Origin of the sequence: Vibrio navarrensis, assembly GCF_000764325.1 — a bacterium.
GTDB lineage: Bacteria > Pseudomonadota > Gammaproteobacteria > Enterobacterales > Vibrionaceae > Vibrio > Vibrio navarrensis.
The window spans coordinates 2,595,843-2,612,876 of sequence record NZ_JMCG01000001.1 but is presented as its reverse complement, the minus strand read 5'-3'; the positions used below and the strand labels follow the sequence as shown (position 1 = coordinate 2,612,876).

The 17,034-nt window shown below is 49.9% G+C and carries 12 protein-coding genes; 4 read left to right on the top strand and 8 right to left on the bottom strand.

The features are described from left to right. Nucleotides 1-52: 52 nt before the first annotated feature. Genes fruA through fruB form a run of 3 tightly spaced genes read right to left on the bottom strand, consistent with a single transcriptional unit; the run spans nucleotide 53 to nucleotide 3,946 of the window. On the bottom strand, nucleotides 53-1,798 hold the full coding sequence (fruA, locus tag EA26_RS11605) for a PTS fructose transporter subunit IIBC (RefSeq protein WP_039427631.1): 1,746 nt from the start codon (nucleotides 1,796-1,798) through the stop codon (nucleotides 53-55). Between the two features lie 36 nt (nucleotides 1,799-1,834). Beyond that, on the bottom strand, nucleotides 1,835-2,794 hold the full coding sequence (gene pfkB, locus EA26_RS11600) for a 1-phosphofructokinase (RefSeq protein ID WP_039427629.1): 960 nt from the start codon (nucleotides 2,792-2,794) through the stop codon (nucleotides 1,835-1,837). Between the two features lie 12 nt (nucleotides 2,795-2,806). After that, on the bottom strand, nucleotides 2,807-3,946 hold the full coding sequence (fruB, locus tag EA26_RS11595; RefSeq protein WP_039427627.1) for a fused PTS fructose transporter subunit IIA/HPr protein: 1,140 nt from the start codon (nucleotides 3,944-3,946) through the stop codon (nucleotides 2,807-2,809). A 293-nt stretch (nucleotides 3,947-4,239) separates the two neighbouring features. Here fruB and cra point away from each other — a divergent pair, with 293 nt between their 5' ends. After that, nucleotides 4,240-5,220 carry a catabolite repressor/activator gene (gene cra / locus EA26_RS11590; RefSeq protein ID WP_039427625.1) on the top strand — a complete coding sequence of 327 codons (981 nt, stop codon included), beginning with the start codon at nucleotides 4,240-4,242 and terminating at the stop codon, nucleotides 5,218-5,220. Between the two features lie 11 nt (nucleotides 5,221-5,231). On the opposite strand, the gene EA26_RS11585 is transcribed toward cra, so the two are convergent. Next, entirely contained in the window at nucleotides 5,232-6,158 is a 927-nt protein-coding gene (locus EA26_RS11585; RefSeq protein WP_039427623.1) for an endonuclease/exonuclease/phosphatase family protein, read from the bottom strand. A 26-nt stretch (nucleotides 6,159-6,184) separates the two neighbouring features. Further along, entirely contained in the window at nucleotides 6,185-6,991 is an 807-nt protein-coding gene (locus EA26_RS11580; protein WP_052079206.1) for a substrate-binding periplasmic protein, read from the bottom strand. A 178-nt stretch (nucleotides 6,992-7,169) separates the two neighbouring features. Here EA26_RS11580 and EA26_RS11575 point away from each other — a divergent pair, with 178 nt between their 5' ends. Further along, nucleotides 7,170-7,697 (top strand): RNA-binding S4 domain-containing protein, encoded by a 528-nt coding sequence (locus EA26_RS11575; protein ID WP_039427621.1) that lies wholly within the window; start codon nucleotides 7,170-7,172, stop codon nucleotides 7,695-7,697. A gap of 85 nt (nucleotides 7,698-7,782) precedes the next feature. On the opposite strand, the gene EA26_RS11570 is transcribed toward EA26_RS11575, so the two are convergent. Further along, nucleotides 7,783-8,931 (bottom strand): iron-containing alcohol dehydrogenase, encoded by a 1,149-nt coding sequence (locus tag EA26_RS11570; RefSeq protein ID WP_039427619.1) that lies wholly within the window; start codon nucleotides 8,929-8,931, stop codon nucleotides 7,783-7,785. A 130-nt stretch (nucleotides 8,932-9,061) separates the two neighbouring features. On the opposite strand from EA26_RS11570, the gene EA26_RS11565 reads away from it, so the two are divergent. Then, the gene (locus EA26_RS11565; protein ID WP_039427617.1) at nucleotides 9,062-9,949 is read left to right on the top strand and encodes an AraC family transcriptional regulator; all 888 of its coding nucleotides are present in this window, start codon (nucleotides 9,062-9,064) and stop codon (nucleotides 9,947-9,949) included. 363 nt (nucleotides 9,950-10,312) lie between these two features. Continuing rightward, nucleotides 10,313-13,465, top strand: coding sequence for a chitinase C-terminal domain-containing protein (locus EA26_RS11560; RefSeq protein WP_039427615.1), 3,153 nt, complete (start codon nucleotides 10,313-10,315; stop codon nucleotides 13,463-13,465). A 79-nt stretch (nucleotides 13,466-13,544) separates the two neighbouring features. Here the strand turns inward: EA26_RS11560 and glgC are convergent, their stop codons facing one another. Together glgC and EA26_RS11550 are read right to left on the bottom strand one after the other, a co-directional pair. Then, a complete protein-coding gene (glgC, locus tag EA26_RS11555) occupies nucleotides 13,545-14,759 on the bottom strand; it encodes a glucose-1-phosphate adenylyltransferase (protein WP_039427613.1) in 1,215 nt (404 codons plus the stop codon). Nucleotides 14,760-15,156: 397 nt separating this feature from the next. Continuing rightward, on the bottom strand, nucleotides 15,157-16,905 hold the full coding sequence (locus EA26_RS11550) for a formate--tetrahydrofolate ligase (RefSeq protein WP_039427611.1): 1,749 nt from the start codon (nucleotides 16,903-16,905) through the stop codon (nucleotides 15,157-15,159). Nucleotides 16,906-17,034: the final 129 nt, after the last annotated feature.

The window sequence follows — 17,034 nt, the reverse complement described above, 5'->3', positions numbered from 1 at the left end:
CCGCAAGGGGAGGTGTGAAAGGCCAAATCGGGGGGATTTAGCGCATCAAGGTTTAAGCATTGGATTGTGTGGTTGCCGCTTCTTTTTGCTCAGCGCGGTTTTTAAGAAACGCATAGCCAAAGCCAGTCAGTGCGGTACCCGCAGCAATTGCGACTAAGTACATCAGTACCGGTGTGATCGCGTTAGGGATCAGTAGAACAAACAAGCCGCCGTGAGGTGCCATCAGCTTCGCGCCAAACAGCATAGAGAGAGCTCCCGTCAGTGCGCCGCCAGCCATACAAGCAGGGATAACACGCATTGGATCTTTCGCTGCAAATGGAATCGCACCTTCAGAGATAAAACACAGGCCAAGTACAAACGAGGCTTTACCCGCTTCACGCTCACTTGGCTCAAATTTGTCGCGAGCGAGGAAGGTGGCTAAGCCCATACCCAGCGCTGGCACCATGCCTGCTGCCATAATAGCGGCCATGGGGGCGTAAGTTTGTGAAGCCAGTAGACCAACACCAAAAGTGTATGCCGCTTTGTTCACCGGACCACCTAGGTCGAAACACATCATCGCGCCAAGGATCACACCCAGCAGTACTGCGTTAGCCGAGCCCATATTATTGAGGAACGCAGTCATGGCACTCATGATGCCAGAAACAGGGCCGCCGACGATGTAGATCATGGTGAGGCCAGTGATTAAGCTGGCGATAAACGGGATGATTAAAATGGGTTTCAGCGCTTCCATCGACTGTGGCAACTGAACTTTGTCGGCAATGAATTTCGCCGAGTAACCTGCAATAAAGCCGGCTGCAATACCACCAAGGAAGCCAGCGCCTGTCGAGCTTGCCAGCATGCCACCGATAAGACCTGGTGCAAGCCCCGGGCGGTCAGCGATTGAAAAAGCGATAAAGCCCGCCAAAACTGGGATCATCAGAGCGAAAGCGGAGCCACCACCAATCGTCATCAGGGCTGCGGCTAAGGTGCCTTCTTCTTTAAATGCTTCGATACCAAAGACGAAAGAGAGGGCGATGATCAAACCACCCGCGACAACCACAGGCAGCATGTGCGACACGCCAGTCATCAGGTGTTTGTACACGCCTTTTTTCTCTTCTGTTTCAGAAGAGGCGTTGGCGGAACCAGAATGCTGATAAACGGTAGCTTGAGCAAACGCTTTGTCCATCTCTTCGCCAGTTTTCTTCAGCGCTGGGCCCGTTTTTGTACGGTACATTTTCTTACCGTTGAAACGCTCCAGTGGCACTTCGATATCGGCGGCGATGATCACCAGATCCGCTTCTGCAATCTCTTGCGCGGTAAGTTGGTTTTTCGCGCCGACAGAGCCGCGAGTTTCCACTTTGATTTGGTGACCACGGCGTTTGCCTTCTTCTTCTAACGCTTCTGCTGCCATAAACGTATGAGCGACGCCAGTTGGGCAAGCGGTGATGGCAACAATTTTCTTTGTCGCTGCCACGGGTGCTGCTTGGCTGGTGGTCACCGACGCTTTTTCAAGCAACTGAGCTTGAGTGGCGGCGGTTTGTAGAAAGGCACTTGCATCGCTGGTAACTTGATCTATCGAAGCGCGATAGACTTTTTTACCGACGAAGCGGCGGTCATCTATCTCCGTATTGGCGGCGATAACCACCACTTCCGCGGCGGCGATTTGCTGCTCGGTCAGTGTAGGCGAATCCATTACCGTTGATTGACATTCAATACTGGCGTCCCAGTTCAGGGCTTTAGCCGCTTTTTCTAGCAATCCGGCAGCGATGATGCTGTTTGCGACGCCACTAGGGCAGGCAGTGATAATTGCAATTTTCATACTGTTAACCTTCTTGTCTCGTAGCTTGCACTGTCGTTAGTTCGTTTCAGTACAGAGCAGTTGAACTTGCGTTCTTTGTTGTATATTTTCCAGCTCTTGCTGGCTGGTTAATCCCACGCCAACCTGCGTGACCGCCATAGCGGACAACGCGGTGGCAAACTTCAATAATTCGGCTTTTGGCATCTGTTGCATGTGGCCCCAGCAGAGCCCTGCAACGAGGGTATCGCCCGCACCAACCGTGCTGACCACGGCCATTTTCGGTGGCTGGGCGCACAACCATTGCTGGTCATTCAGCCACATCACACCTTCTGCACCCATCGACACCACAACGTTGGCGATGCCTTTTTCAGCCAAGCTTTGCGCCGCGTTTTGGCACGCTTCTCGGCTAGTCAATGGTTGACCGACAAACTCGCTGAGCTCTTCATCGTTGGGTTTTATCAGCCAAGGTGTTGCTTCTAGGCCGGCTTTTAAGGCCGCGCGGCTGCTGTCAAACAGGACGTTTTTGCCTTCGCTTTGCAGTAGTGCAATCCACTTAGCGCACTGCTCTGGGCTAACGCCTTGTGGTAAGCTTCCAGCAAAGACAAAGTACTGATGGTCGGCCATCAAGCGCTGCAATGTCTGCTCGAACGCCAAAATGTCTGCACTGCTGACGGTGACGCCCGGGAAGTTGATGTCATTGACGCGGCCATCCGCTTCCACCAACTTGACATTGATGCGTGTCGCGCCGTTGACATAGACAAACTCATCGTGCGCGCCAATGTCACTAAACAACTGATGAAACATTTCTGGGTTATCTTTGCCAAGAAACCCGGTTACCGTGACCTTCGCGCCAAGATCGCTCAGCACTTTCGCCACATTAACCCCTTTGCCCGCAGCGTGCAGGCTGCTCTGGTTAACCAAGCTCACTGAACCGATATTCAATGCTGCTAGGCTGCCAGTGAGATCAAGCGCTGGATTGAGGGTAATGGTGACAACGTTATTGGTCTTGTTACTCATGTTCGCCACCTTTTAGCTTTCACCCAGGCCTGATGAGATAGCGGCACCAATCGCTTCTAGCGCTTGCGGTGCGTCTGGGCCTTCGGCGGTGAACTGCAACTGGTGGCCGTGTTTGACACCCAGCGCAATCACTTTCATTAAGCTCTTGGCGTTAACAGTAGAACCGTCACCGTTGAGGTTCGATACTTTGATCGTCGATTCAAACTTCTTCGCTTCAGCCACCAACATTGCACCTGGTCTGGCATGCAGACCATGGGCATTTTTGATCTTAAACACCGCGACATTGCCAGAGCTGGATGCATCGCTGGCCGCGTTGCTTTCTTCGCCTTTCAACAGCGCGATGACTTGTTCTGCGCTGGCGCTTAGCAGAGTCGATTGTTGTTTGTCGAACACAAGTTGGGTAAGGTTGGCCAGAATAGGTTGGTGTGCATCGTTACAGGCTGAGAATGCCAGCAGACCTTTAACCGGCAGGTTGTTGTATTCACAGTGATTAGCCGTGGTTACAAAAGAAACCGCTGTGCGAGAGACACCGACATGGCTGCCGACCAACCACAAACCGCCACCAAGGTGGGTTGGTGTTTTGGTGACTAAATCCGCAACAAAACTGGCGTCGCTGCAACCACTGTTTTTCAGCAAACCGCCAGCCACTGCACTCATCTGCACCATATCGCTGGCAGGGAACTGTAACTGGATAGATGCGGCGTCAAATTCCGCTTCAAGTTGCACTTCACCATTTAATAGCGCGATGATCTCTTTGGCGCTGGAGGCTTGCTTTAAACGCGCTTCAACGCCATCTGCGCTCAGCACTTTGGTGAGCTGCTTCAAAATGCCTAAGTGTTCGTCGGATTTGGCCGCAATACCAATCGCCAGATAAGCGGTGTTGCCATCACCCCAATCGACTCCTTGTGGGAAGTGGTAAACCGCCACTCCGGTCTGTTTGACCAAATCACGTGTATCGGTGGTGCCATGTGGAATGGCGATGCCGTTACCGAGAAATGTCGAGTTTTGTTCTTCGCGGTTGAGCATGCCTTGTACATAACCTTCGGCAACAAGGCCTTTGTTGGTTAAAGCCGCTGCAATGTGGCGGATGGCGTCCAGTTTGTTCTCGGCACTCTGTTGTAGAGTGATATCTGATTCATTGAGTTTAAGCATGTTGCCTCTTAGCCTTTGTGTGGCACTCGTTCATGGTTCGGTTCTAAGTCTAGTGCTGTATTTTCAGCTGAACCGATTCAGCAAGTCATTTAAAAAAATTCAGCAAAGGGTACTTTTCCTATGAATACCTATGCTGTGCGCTCTGTTGTCTCGTTAAGCTTGAACTAAGACAACTTTCAAAGTTTGCTGAATCCTTTCAGCTTTTATACTGAATCGATTCAGCGTATAATTCAACCGAGTTTAAGATCAAGAAGCGGATTCTATGATCCGGCGCACAGATTAAGGTGAGAACAATGACCCTAGATGAAATCGCCAAGTTGGCTGGTGTATCTAAGACCACAGCCAGCTATGTCATTAATGGCAAAGCGCAGAAATATCGGATCAGCGAAAAGACGCAAATGAAAGTGATGGCCGTGGTGGAAGAGTACAATTTTCGCCCCGATCATGCGGCATCGTCGCTAAGAGCAGGGAACTCGCGATCCTTTGGTTTGATTATTCCCGATCTCGAAAACACCAGTTATGCGCGGCTGGCGAAACTGCTTGAGCAAAACTCGCGCAAAGCGGGCTACCAAATTTTGATTGGCTGTTCTGACGATGACCCCGACACCGAACAAAAAGTGGCCGAAGCGCTGGTGAGTCGACGCATTGATGCGCTGTTTGTCGCGACCAGTATGCCGGGTGCTAATGACTACTACCTCAAGATGCAGCAAGCGGGCACGCCGGTGATCGCGCTCGACCGTCCTTTAGATGATGAGCACTTTAGTTGCGTTGTGAGTGAAGATTTTGGTGCGGCATACGAGCTCACCAGTTCATTAGTGAGTGATGAGATACACACCATAGGTTTGCTCGGCGCTTTGCCCGAGTTGACCATTTCGCGCGAGCGTCACCAAGGGTATGAATCGGCGCTGCGCAAGTGGGGGAAAACGGCGCAATCTGCCTATGGCGAGCATTTTCATCGCGATGAGGGCTATCGAATCATGCGCTTATGGATAGCGCAAAACCGCGTGCCCGACGCCATCATCACAACTTCTTACACACTCTTAGAAGGTGTGTTGGATGTACTTCTCGAAGAGCCGGAGTTGATTGACTCGCTAAAACTGGCCACCTTTGGTGACAATCGCTTGTTGGATTTTCTGCCGTTTAAAGTGAACTCATTACCACAACAGTTTGAGTTGATTGCCGACAGCGCGCTGGAATTGGCACTCAACGCCTCGGCCAAACGCTACAAACCGGGAGTTGAGCTGATCCCACGTAAAATCGTGCGCAGGATGTAGGGTTGGTAACATCAAAGCAATGACAAGGTGACAGAGACAAATGCGTGGTCGCTGGCGAACTGGTCATCAGCAAAATTGGGGCTGACTAAATGCTGATCCCAAACGGAAACTTGGCTTACGTTGGCGATTTTCTCGGCGTTTCTGGGGAAAAATTCTTCAGAAAGCAAAATGTAGTCAATTGTCAATCCAAGCTCTCCATGATAGTGGGTCGGCGGCCAAGTTTGCGTGTCGTTAGAAGAGACAAGCTGACGAACATCTTGCATGAGCGGTGTTTGGCTGGTGTCGAGCAAAGGGCGTAGCTCAATACTGTTTAAGTGCGTGTTAAAATCGCCCAGTACCACCATCGGCTGAGCACAGCTCAGGTAAGTCTCAACCAGATATTGACGCAGTAATAATGCTTCCCAACCTCTTTGTATGGTGGACAACCAGCTTCCAGCAACCTGCATCTGAGCATCCTCTGACCCATTTTGCAGCAAGGTAGGGCGTTGAGACTTAAAATGCACCACGATAAAGTGGCATGGCCCAAGATGGGGCAAGTCGACAACCGCATGCAGTGGCGTGCGGCTAAAAGTAAACTCACCATTTGCACCCAACTGTGTCAACTGCTGGCTTTCGGGCACCACAGGATCAACCGAAAGCAGTGGATAGCGTGAAGCCAGCGCTAACACAGGGGAGGTGTATATAAATTCGTCACTGATATCGGGCTTATCAACCACAGCAAAATGGCCGTAACCCAGTGTATGGCACAACTGCTGCAACTCGTCCGGGCTGAAGACTTCCTGAAACGCGAGTACATCGGCATTTATCTCCAGCAGCTTTTGCTTTAACCAAGTCTGCTTTTTTTGCCACTCTTCTAAGGTCAGAATATTACTGAAATCGTAAAAAGCCCCCGGAGGAGCCAAATAATTCAAAAGGTTACAAGTTGCCAGTGTGATCAAGGGCAAACCACTCCTCAAGATAGGCGTTAATCGGTATAGGTGCGAATCACCTGCTCGACCACGCCAGCTTGTTGTAGGTCGAGTAATATTCGGTCAAATTGTGCCACAAACTTTTCCTTGTAGGGAAAATCTTCCGCGTAGACGGTGTAACCGAGATAGCCATATTCTGTGCTCACCAGGGCGGCAAGTTGAAAATATTCACTTTTATCAATACGGCCAGAAAGCTTTAATCGTTTGATTTCCCAAGCGATAGAAAGCTTGTCATTGATGTAGCAATCGATGCGTTTTGCCCGCATTTTCAGAATGTTTTCTTGATTGTCTTTAGCCTCTTCGACTCGCAGTTGGCCATCGCGAGCTGCCTTCCAGAAAGCCTCTCCGCCAATGGAGAAAGCGGCATTAATTCCGATAGTCTTGCCGTAAAAGTCTTCTGGCCAACGCGTCAAGCTTGGCCCGTTGGGAAGTGTAACGTCGTTGTGACAGTACACCACCACCTCTTCTTTCAATATCGGCGTCGAATAAGGGTTTATGTAAGGACGGCGATTTAGGTACTTGTAGGGAGGAAACAATGCAAAACCTTTGCCTGTTTCCAGCAAGCGTAAACCGCGCTTGAATGGCACGGGTTTAATGATGACGGTAAACTCCGGCATTTTTTCAAAGACTTGGCGCAAAATATCGGGATAAATGCCGGTTGCTTTACCCTGAATTTGATAACTGTAGGGCGGGTAGGCGTCGTCACTGTAGATGATGACTTGGGTTGAATGCGCGCGCGAGGTCGTTGCCAGTGTGCTCAGCCCGATCAACAGTTGCCAACCTATCTTATTGGATTTCCGCATAATCCCTCTTCATCTGCCCGAGTTTTATTTAACTTTAGCTCATTACGTCTCTTACCATGGGAATTTCATCTCTGGAAAATCGAAGATGAACAAGGCCGCGAGTTAGTTTCAGCTATTTCGTTTGAGGTTGGCAGGCTATCAGTTTAAACTGCGGCAAATTCTGTAACGAGATAAACACATGACTCAAGACTACCCTTATGACGATGCCGATTGCGCTGAAGAGATAGAAATAGAAGCGATTGGTATTGAAGTCTCCAGTCAACCGATTGAACTGTATAAAGTGTTCAAAATTGCCAACTTGGTGAGCGGTGGCGGTGAAGCGAAACATGTGATCGCCGAAGGCTATGTGGCGGTGAACGGCGAATTGGAAACGCGTAAACGCCGCAAAATGTACGATGGGGATTTTTTTGAGTTCAATCAGGAATACTACGTGGTAGTGTGCGATGCGCCTGTGATTGAGCCAGAAGCGGTGGAGCAAGAAGCTGAAAAGCCGCTAGCCACCGTGCGTAAAGAGAAGTCTCGTCAAAATAAAGCGGCTAAACCCAAAGGGACGGGCCCCAAATCCACAGGCCGCAAAGCGGCACACAAAGAGCGCAAAGCACAGAAGAACGCGCTTTCTCAGGCTGCGGGTAAAGGAAAGAAAACAGAGAAGCCACAAGCGACGCGCGATCCAAGCAGTGGTCGCAATTCGATTGATTTTTTCTAACCCTATCAAAAAAGCCCGCTAGCGGGCTTTTTTGTACACGAAATAGTGTGTCATTGATTTGCCGACAAATAATGCCATCGAAGAACTAAGCAATCGCCGCCGTTAGGATCTGTTTCACCTCAGTTGGTGTCACGGATTGGTTCTCAGTTAACGCCACCATGCCGTGGTTGTTCAGTTGGCTGATCACCGCATCAATCGCAGCTTCTTTGTCGTCGCCATGCTCGGTAAGTTGAGTGGCAACGCCCATGCTGTGGTAGAAGGCTTCAATAGCATTAATGGTGCGCTCTGCCAACTGTTCATCGCCTTGTAAGGCAAACACTTCGCGACCCATCTGTTCTAATTTCGCGCGTTTGAACTCGATCTGGTTACGTAGCAGAGAAGGCTGAACGATGGCCAGAGAACGAGCGTGGTCAACATGCCACAGCGCTGTCAGTTCATGGCCAATCATGTGCGTTGCCCAATCCTGTGGCACACCACTACCGATCAAACCGTTCAGAGCTTGGTTGGCCGCCCACATCAGGTTGGCGCGCCATTCATCGCTGTCGCGATCGGCAAAGCGCTCGCCAAGTTTTTTCAATGTTTTGAGAAGCGCTTCTGCGTAAGCATCCTGTACCATCGCGCCAGTTGGACGGGTGATGTACTGCTCACACACGTGTACCCACGCATCGACAATGCCGTTCAGAAGCTGTTTTTCAGGCAGCGTTTTCATCACGTCAGGATCCATTACCGCAAACTTAGGCTGCACGTAAGGGCTAAGGAAAGCCAGCTTGTCTTGCGTTTCTGCTTTGGTGATCACCGCGCCGGAGTTGGATTCAGAGCCCGTTGCAGGCAAGGTTAGTACTGCGCCCAGTGGCGTTGCACTGTTCACCTGATGCTTGCCCGTCAAAATGTCCCAGCCATCGCCCTCGTATTGCGCCGCCGCCGCCACGTATTTTGAACCGTCAATTACTGAACCACCGCCCACGGCCAGAATAAAGTTGATCTGCTGCTGTTTCACGATGAGAACCGCTTTGTCCAAGGTTTCCTTGGTCGGATTGGGCTCAACACCAGAAAATTCCACCCAGTCAAATCCTTTTAGGGCACTGGCCACTTGGTCATAAACGCCGTTCTTCTTAATGGAACCACCACCGTAGATCACCAGAACTTTCGCTTGCGGATCCAACGCGCGAGTAATAGCGCTAATTTGCCCTTGACCAAAAAAAATCTGAGTTGGGTTGGAGTAAGAAAACTTCATGCTTCACCTCTTGCTTGGTTTGACTTGTCTTGCTTTTGTTGTTGCATAATAGTCCAGAGTGTTGGATGTTTGCAGGCCTAAAACTCGAATTATTTTGCCTATTACTACAAAAATTGTGTGGAGGGGATGAATGGAAACACTGGCAGAGACAATGCAGCGCTATGTGGAGTGCCGTGGCTTAAGCAGCTTGGAAGGGATCACACAGACGCCAATCTCCGGCGTGTGGTTTTATCGCAGTAGCCGAGGAAATTCGCGCCAGCCATTTGTTTATCAGTCTGGAATCATAGTGCTTGGTCAGGGATGTAAAAATATCCACATTGGTGATACGCCAGTTTGCTATGGACCGAATGATTATTTGGTGGTGGGTGTGCCGATGCCTTTGGAGTGTGAGGCATTTGCTTCCGAGCATCAGCCACTGCTGGGTATTTCAGTCGATATTCCTTTGCCCATGCTACAAAAAATGGTGCATAAACTGGAAAGCCTCAACTACCGTACTGGCGTACCTGTGAGTCAAGAAGCTTGCGGTTTGAAGTCAGTCAAGATGGATGATCGGATGCTGGATGTTTGTAAACGCCTCATGCGCGCACTGTGTGATGATGTTGAAAGTGAAATGCTCGGTGAATCTTTGCTTGAAGAGATCGTATTTCGCGCTTTGCTTAGCCAAGAAGGGTACGTGTTGTTTGAACTGGCTCAAAAAGAGGGTTTCTACTCAAAAATTGCCCGTGTGCTGGAAAAAGTACATCAGGATTACCCTAATGCAATGACGGTGCAAGGTTTGGCGGCCGAAGCCAACATGAGCGTTTCTGCTTTCCACAACGCCTTTCGCTCCGTTACTTTGGAGTCGCCGATCCAGTACATCAAAAAGGTGCGGCTTAATAAGGCGCGTGAACTGATCAAACTTGAAGGGCGTCGGGTCAACGATGCGGCGAGAATGGTCGGCTATACCAGCACTTCTCAATTTAGCCGCGAATACAAAAGACACTTCAATGAAACGCCGAGTGGCAGCGTTGCAGCATAGAAATGTGTCATCCCAATGACCGCGTTTTATCTGATGTGCAGCACCTATAAAACATATTGCACAATAATGTATTAGTGATGGGCTTATTCATAGAGAGATATACTCAAAAGCGCGTTTTAGGAACGATTTTTCCAGATTATTTAAGTGTACGAAATTAATCAGAAATTAGTTGTCGGTACAAAATAAGATCGATCCTGTTGCACGTTTGCACTGCTTTCTTGCGAGTCAATTTATAAATATCGCAATTAATAGGTGTGAAAACTCCATCTTGTACTTAAGTTATTTCACGATGAAATATAAGTCGTCGAAACGAAAGTTCGCTGACAGATTCACGTTGAAACAATCACTTAAGGAAAAGCAAGTATGCGCTTAAAGAATGGAAAAGCCGCCAAGAGTGTCTTTACACTCAGTACCCTAACGGCTTCATGTTTGATGGCCTTCAACAGCTACGCCGCCGTTGACTGCTCGCCATTGCAAGAATGGAACTCTGCAACGGTTTATACCGGAGGCGATAAAGTACAGCACCAAGGGCAAGCTTACGAGGCCCGCTACTGGACACAAAATAATAACCCTGCCGAATTTTCAGGCGACTGGGCGCAGTGGAAAGCGCTTGGCGCGTGTGATGGCGACCCGGTTGATCCCGTAAACCAAGCTCCAACGACCTCATTGACCTCACCACTCTCTACTGATGTGGTGAAAGAGGGTGATGTGGTTGTATTGTCAGCCAACGCAGCAGATCAAGATGGCTTGGTGGCAAAAGTGGCGTTTTTCATCGATGGAGTGGTTGTTGGTCAAGACAGCTCTGCGCCTTTCTCTGCAACCTGGACGGCGACAGCTGGCGCGCACACGTTCAGCTCAGTCGCTTATGATGATAAAGGCGCCGCTAGCCAGCCAAGCAAAGTTACGTTGACGGTCGAATCGACGCAACCGGGCAACAATGCGCCAACGGTCGATCTGGCTCTGTCTGCAACGACAGTTGAGCAAGGTGCTGTGGTGACCTTATCGTCAAATGTCGCAGACAGCGATGGTAAGGTTGAGAAAGTTGACTTTTTTGTTGGCGGCGTGCTGGTCGGTACGGCGGCGACTGCTCCTTATTCTCTCGACTACACCACTACTCAAGCGGGATCCCTGTCTGTGTTCGCTCGTGCGACCGATAATCTTGGCGCAACGACTGACTCTGCGGCGCAAACGCTCAAAGTAAACGGTGCGGCGACCGTGGCATCTTGTCGTCCGGATGGTTTGTACCAGACCGAGGGCGTTAACGTACCTTACTGTACTGTGTATGACGAGGAAGGCCGCGAAAAAATGGGCGCCGATCATCCTCGCCGTGTGATTGGTTACTTCACCAGTTGGCGTAGTGGCGACGATCCGCAAGCCGCTTATCTGGTCAAAGACATTCCGTGGGAACAACTGACGCACATCAACTATGCGTTTGTCAGCATTGGCTCTGATGGCAAAGTCAATGTTGGTAACGTCAATGATCCCAATAACGCCGCGGTGGGTAAAGAGTGGCCGGGCGTCGAAATTGATCCAACCTTGGGCTTTAAAGGCCATTTTGGTGCGCTGGCTACCTACAAACAGAAATATGGTGTTAAGACGCTGATTTCAATTGGTGGTTGGGCCGAAACTGGCGGTCACTTCGCTGAAGATGGCAGTCGTGTGGCCGATGGCGGTTTCTACAGCATGACGACGAATGCGGATGGTTCGATTAACCACGCAGGTATCGAGAAATTCGCTGCGTCTGCCGTCGAAATGATTCGCAAATACAAGTTTGATGGTGTGGACATCGATTACGAATACCCAACCTCCATGGCTGGCGCGGGTAACCCAGACGATAAAGCCTTTATGGAGCCCCGTCGTAAGTATCTCTGGGCCTCTTACCAAGAGTTGATGCGAGTACTGCGTGAAAAACTCGATCAAGCCTCGGCGCAAGATGGTCACCACTACATGTTGACCATCGCGGCACCTTCATCGGGTTATCTGCTGCGCGGTATGGAAACGTTCGATGTCACCAAGTATCTCGACTACGTCAACATCATGTCTTATGACCTGCATGGTGCGTGGAACGATCACGTTGGCCACAACGCGGCGCTGTTTGACACAGGCGAAGACTCTGAGTTGGCACAGTGGAATGTGTATGGCACGGCGCAGTACGGCGGTATTGGTTACCTTAACACTGACTGGGCTTACCACTACTTCCGCGGCTCCATGCCAGCAGGACGCATTAACATTGGTGTGCCGTACTACACGCGCGGCTGGCAGGGTGTGAAGGGCGGAACTAACGGTCTGTGGGGACGCGCAGCGTTGCCAAATCAGTCTGAATGTGCGCCGGGAACAGGCGAAGGTGAGAAGAACAACTGTGGCTATGGTGCAACCGGAATCGATAACATGTGGCATGATGTCAACGCTGCAGGTGATGAGATGGGGGCGGGCTCCAACCCAATGTGGCACGCGAAAAACCTAGAGAACGGCATTTTCGGTTCGTACGCGTCTGCCTATGAGCTTGATCCTATCAATGATCCACAAGACAAGTTGGTCGGCAACTATGTCCGCCACTATGACAGTGTCGCGGTCGCACCATGGTTGTGGAACGCGGAAAAATCGGTCTTCCTCTCTACGGAAGATAAAGCCTCGATTAATGTCAAAGCGGATTACGTGATCGACAAAGAGATTGGCGGCATTATGTTCTGGGAACTGGCGGGTGACTACAGCTGTTATGTGCTTGATGAAAACGGTAAGCGCACCACGATTGACGAGACGGAACAAGCTTGTGCCTCGGGCAATGGTGAATACCACATGGGTAATACCATGACCAAAGCGATTTACGATAAGTTCAAGTCAGCAACGCCTTACGGTAATGCGGTCGCAACCAGTGCGGTTCCAGCGCAAACAGTGGATATCGCGGTTTCTGTGGGCGGCTTTAAAGTCGGCGATCAGAACTATCCAATCAACCCGAAAGTGACCTTTACCAACAACACTGGCACCGCGATCCCTGGTGGAACTGAGTTCCAATTCGACATTCCTGTTTCCGCGCCGGATAACGCGAAAGATCAGTCTGGTGGCGGTTTGAAAGTGATTGCCTCTGGTCATACTCGCGCAAACAATATCGGCGGTCTGGATGGTGTGATGCACCGTGTGGCGTTCTCTCTTCCGGCTTGGAAAGAGTTGCCTGCGGGCGGAACCTATGAACTGGACATGGTCTACTATCTGCCGATTTCTGGACCGGCGAACTACAGTGTGAACATCAACGGTGTCGACTACGCGTTCAAATTTGAGCAGCCAGACTTACCGCTTGCGGATCTTAGCAGTGGCAATACAGGCGGTGACACGGGCGGCGATACTGGTGGAAACACAGGATCGGGTGAGGTCATTCAGTGGCAACCGGGTGTAACGCAAGCGAAAAGCGGTGACATCGTCACTTATAACGACAAGTGCTTCGTGGCGAAAAACAACCCGGGCGTGTGGGAATCACCAACACAATCGAACTGGTTCTGGGATGAAGTAACGTGTCCATAACCAGTTATCGATAGCTGCAAAAGGCAAACCCCCGTCTGAATGTCAGACGGGGGTTTTTTTAATACCAGCAGGAGGGAGGTTAAAATTGATAGCTCTCTGGAACCACGACGATGCCGTTTTCTGAAATTTTGAATCGTTTAGCGTCTTCGAAGCGATTGATACCTATCTGAGTGTAAGGGGGGATTTTCACATGTTTGTCGATAATGCAGTTGACCAGTTGGCATCCTTCGCCAACTTCGACCGCATCGAAAATAATGCTATCAACCACAGTGGCACCGTCGTTGATGCGCACGTTGGAAGAGACAATCGAGTGCTGAACTGAGCCACCTGAGTTAATCACGCCGTTGGCAATGATCGAGTTGATAAAGATCCCTTCATTACCTGTGCCCGAAGAGACCGTACGTGCAGGGGGGAACTGCGGTTCGTAGGTTCTTATCGCCCAGTTTTTCTGGTAAAGATTCATAGGTGGAATTGGCTCTAACAAGTCCATATTGGCTTGATAAAAAGAGTCAATGGTCCCGACATCTCGCCAGTAGCAGTCACGATCCACACGTCCTTTCGCTCCGCAGAACTGATACGCATAAACCCCTTCGGTTTCAATTAGTTTAGGAATGATGTCTTTACCAAAGTCATGCGAAGACTCTTCATTTTCTTCATCTTGCAACAGAACACTTTTTAGCGTTTCCATTTCAAATACGTAGATGCCCATTGACACGAGACTACGACTTTCGTTGCCGGGTATATGTGGTGGATTTTCTGGTTTTTCGACAAATGAGTGAACGCGGTTTTGGTCATCAACGCCCATGACGCCAAACGCAGACGCTTTATTACAGGCGACATCCATGCAGGCTACGGTTAATTTGGCCTGATTGGCCAAATGTTCTTCGATCGTCGCGGCGTAGTCCATGCGATAGATGTGGTCACCAGACAAGACGACGACATGCTTTGCTTCACTGCGGTTGAGGAGCCAAAGGTTGTGATAAATCGCATCTGCGGTTCCTTCATACCATTTGCCGCCTTTGCGCATTTGTGGGGGGACGGCCGTGATGTATTCCCCGAGCTCGGGATTAAAAATCGACCAGCCATCGCGCAAATGTTTGTGTAACGAGTGAGACTTGTACTGCGTCAGCACCAGAATTTTACGCAGACCGGAATGAAGGCAGTTGGTCAGCGTAAAATCGATGATGCGATATTTTCCACCGAATGGTACGGCTGGTTTGGCCCGGTTGTCGGTTAACGGACTCAAACGCGATCCGACACCGCCGGCAAGTATCACCGCGAGGATATCTTGCATATATTTTCTCCCTGAATTAGTGCATCCCTAATCAGATTAGTACAAGAATTACGCCACAATTTAGTCGCCCTAAAAAGCTCAGTTTTTTGTTAGATAATCTATGATTCTGCACAAAAAACATGCATTCATTGAGTGTTTTTGCACGATAAATGGGCATCGGGTCGTTTTGTTGATCTTTGTTCACCAAAGCAAGTGCTGTCATGCGCAGCGGAGATTAAAAGTATCTTGGAAAGTCGAGCCTTTGATACGCTTGGATGTTCAAGCGTTTAAAACTAATGTCCATGAATGATAAGTTTCTGATATTTAAAATAAATTGACAGGTATTAAATAGGCGCCAAGCCAACTTGGTGCCTATTTACACTGTAAATGCGTTAGTTCAGGTATTTGTCTGGTGAGCTTAACTTAAGCCGACAATCTCCCCATTCTCGTTGATATCCAACTGCATAAACGCAGGTTTGTCTGGCAACCCTGGCATGGTCATCACATTTCCAGTCAGAGCATAGACGAAACCCGCACCAGCGCAGAGCTTCACTTCACGGATGGTGATGGGAAAGCCACTGGGTGCGCCTTTTAGTGATGAATCTGAAGAAATGGAGAGCGGCGTCTTCGCCATACAAACCGCGAGCTCGCCAAAGCCAAGTTCTTGGTACAGAGACAGTTGTTGCTGCGCCAAAGGAGTGAATTCCACCTCGCCGCTGCCATACCCTTTGCGACATACGGTCGTGATTTTCTCTTGCAAACTTTGCTGAGGCTGATAAAGCGAGTGAAAATCAGCCTGCTCTGCACACGCTTCAATGACCTCACGTGCGACGGCTTCCATCCCTTTGCCACCTTTGGCAAAACCTTCACTCACCGCCACTCGTACATTTAGAGATAAATTCTGTACCCATTCGACAAGCTGTGAAAGCTCTTCGTCACTGTCTTGTGGAAAGCGGTTAACCGCGACCACCACAGGTAAGCCATATTTTTGCACATTGTCTATGTGCCATTTTAGGTTGCTGAAACCGGATTCGAGCGCTTTTGCATCACAGGAAAAGAGGGAATCTGGTAAAGGCATGCCCGGTCGTAAATCGTATAATCCTGAGTTGGCTTTCAGGCCTCTTAACGTGGCGACAATTACCACACAGTCTGGTGCTTTATGCGACGTGGACGACTTGATATTGCACGCTTTCTCAAGTCCCATGTCAGAACCGAACCCCGCCTCGGTGACAACGTAACTGGAGAGTTTTAACGCGATCTCATCAGCAATGATCGAGGAGTTACCATGTGCGATATTAGCAAACGGGCCTGAATGGATCAGTGTAGGCACTCCCTCAAGAGTCTGCATTAACGTTGGCTTGATCGCCTCTTTTAAGGTGACCGTCATCGCTCCGGCCACTTGCAGCTGCTCGGCACTCACTGGTGCGCCATCGAGATCGTACGCCAAAACTACTTTGCCGATCCGCGTGCGCATATCTTGCAAATTCTTGGATAAAGCGAGGATGGCCATCAACTCTGATGCCGCAGAAATATCAAACCCTTCCTCTCGTTCAAATCCATTGACGGTTTTGCCCTGGTCATTCAAACCGACTCGAACTTTGCGCAGCGCACGATCGTTGTGATCCATCACGCGCTTCCACACCACTCGATGCGGGTCAATACGCAGTGCTGTTAAGCCCGTGCGAGCTTCAAACGCCGCATAGCCTTCGCGTTGTTCATGATAAATTCGGGCATCGATGGCGGCGGCGGCTAAATTATGCGCTGCAGTGACCGCATGAATATCCCCAGTCAGATGCAAGTTGAGTTCGTCCATCGGCGCGACTTGCGAATAACCGCCGCCAGCTGCGCCGCCCTTAACACCAAAGACTGGCCCCATGGAAGGTTGGCGAATACACGCCATGACAGATTGTTCAAGTGTGCGTAAACCCTGCGCAAGACCAATGGTCGTGACTGTTTTCCCTTCGCCTAGAGGCGTTGGTGTGATAGCCGTGACTAAAATCAGCTTGCCGTCGGGTTTGTCTGCTAAGCGAGAGACGCATTTTGCCGATACTTTTGCTTTGTATTTACCGTGAGTCTCAAATTCGTCTGGCAGCAAACCGGCCTGTTGAGCAATTTTGTCTATGGAAAGGAGTGGAGTCGAGCGACAAATATCAATATCTGAAAGCATGTTGAACCTTTTGATTTCGCCAAAGCAAACGTTTGCGTGCGAATAATACGGATCTAAATATGGTAGTAAAGCAGTATATCTAACCTGATTGGGAGCAAACTAGATTATTTCGGTAAATATTGGCTGAGA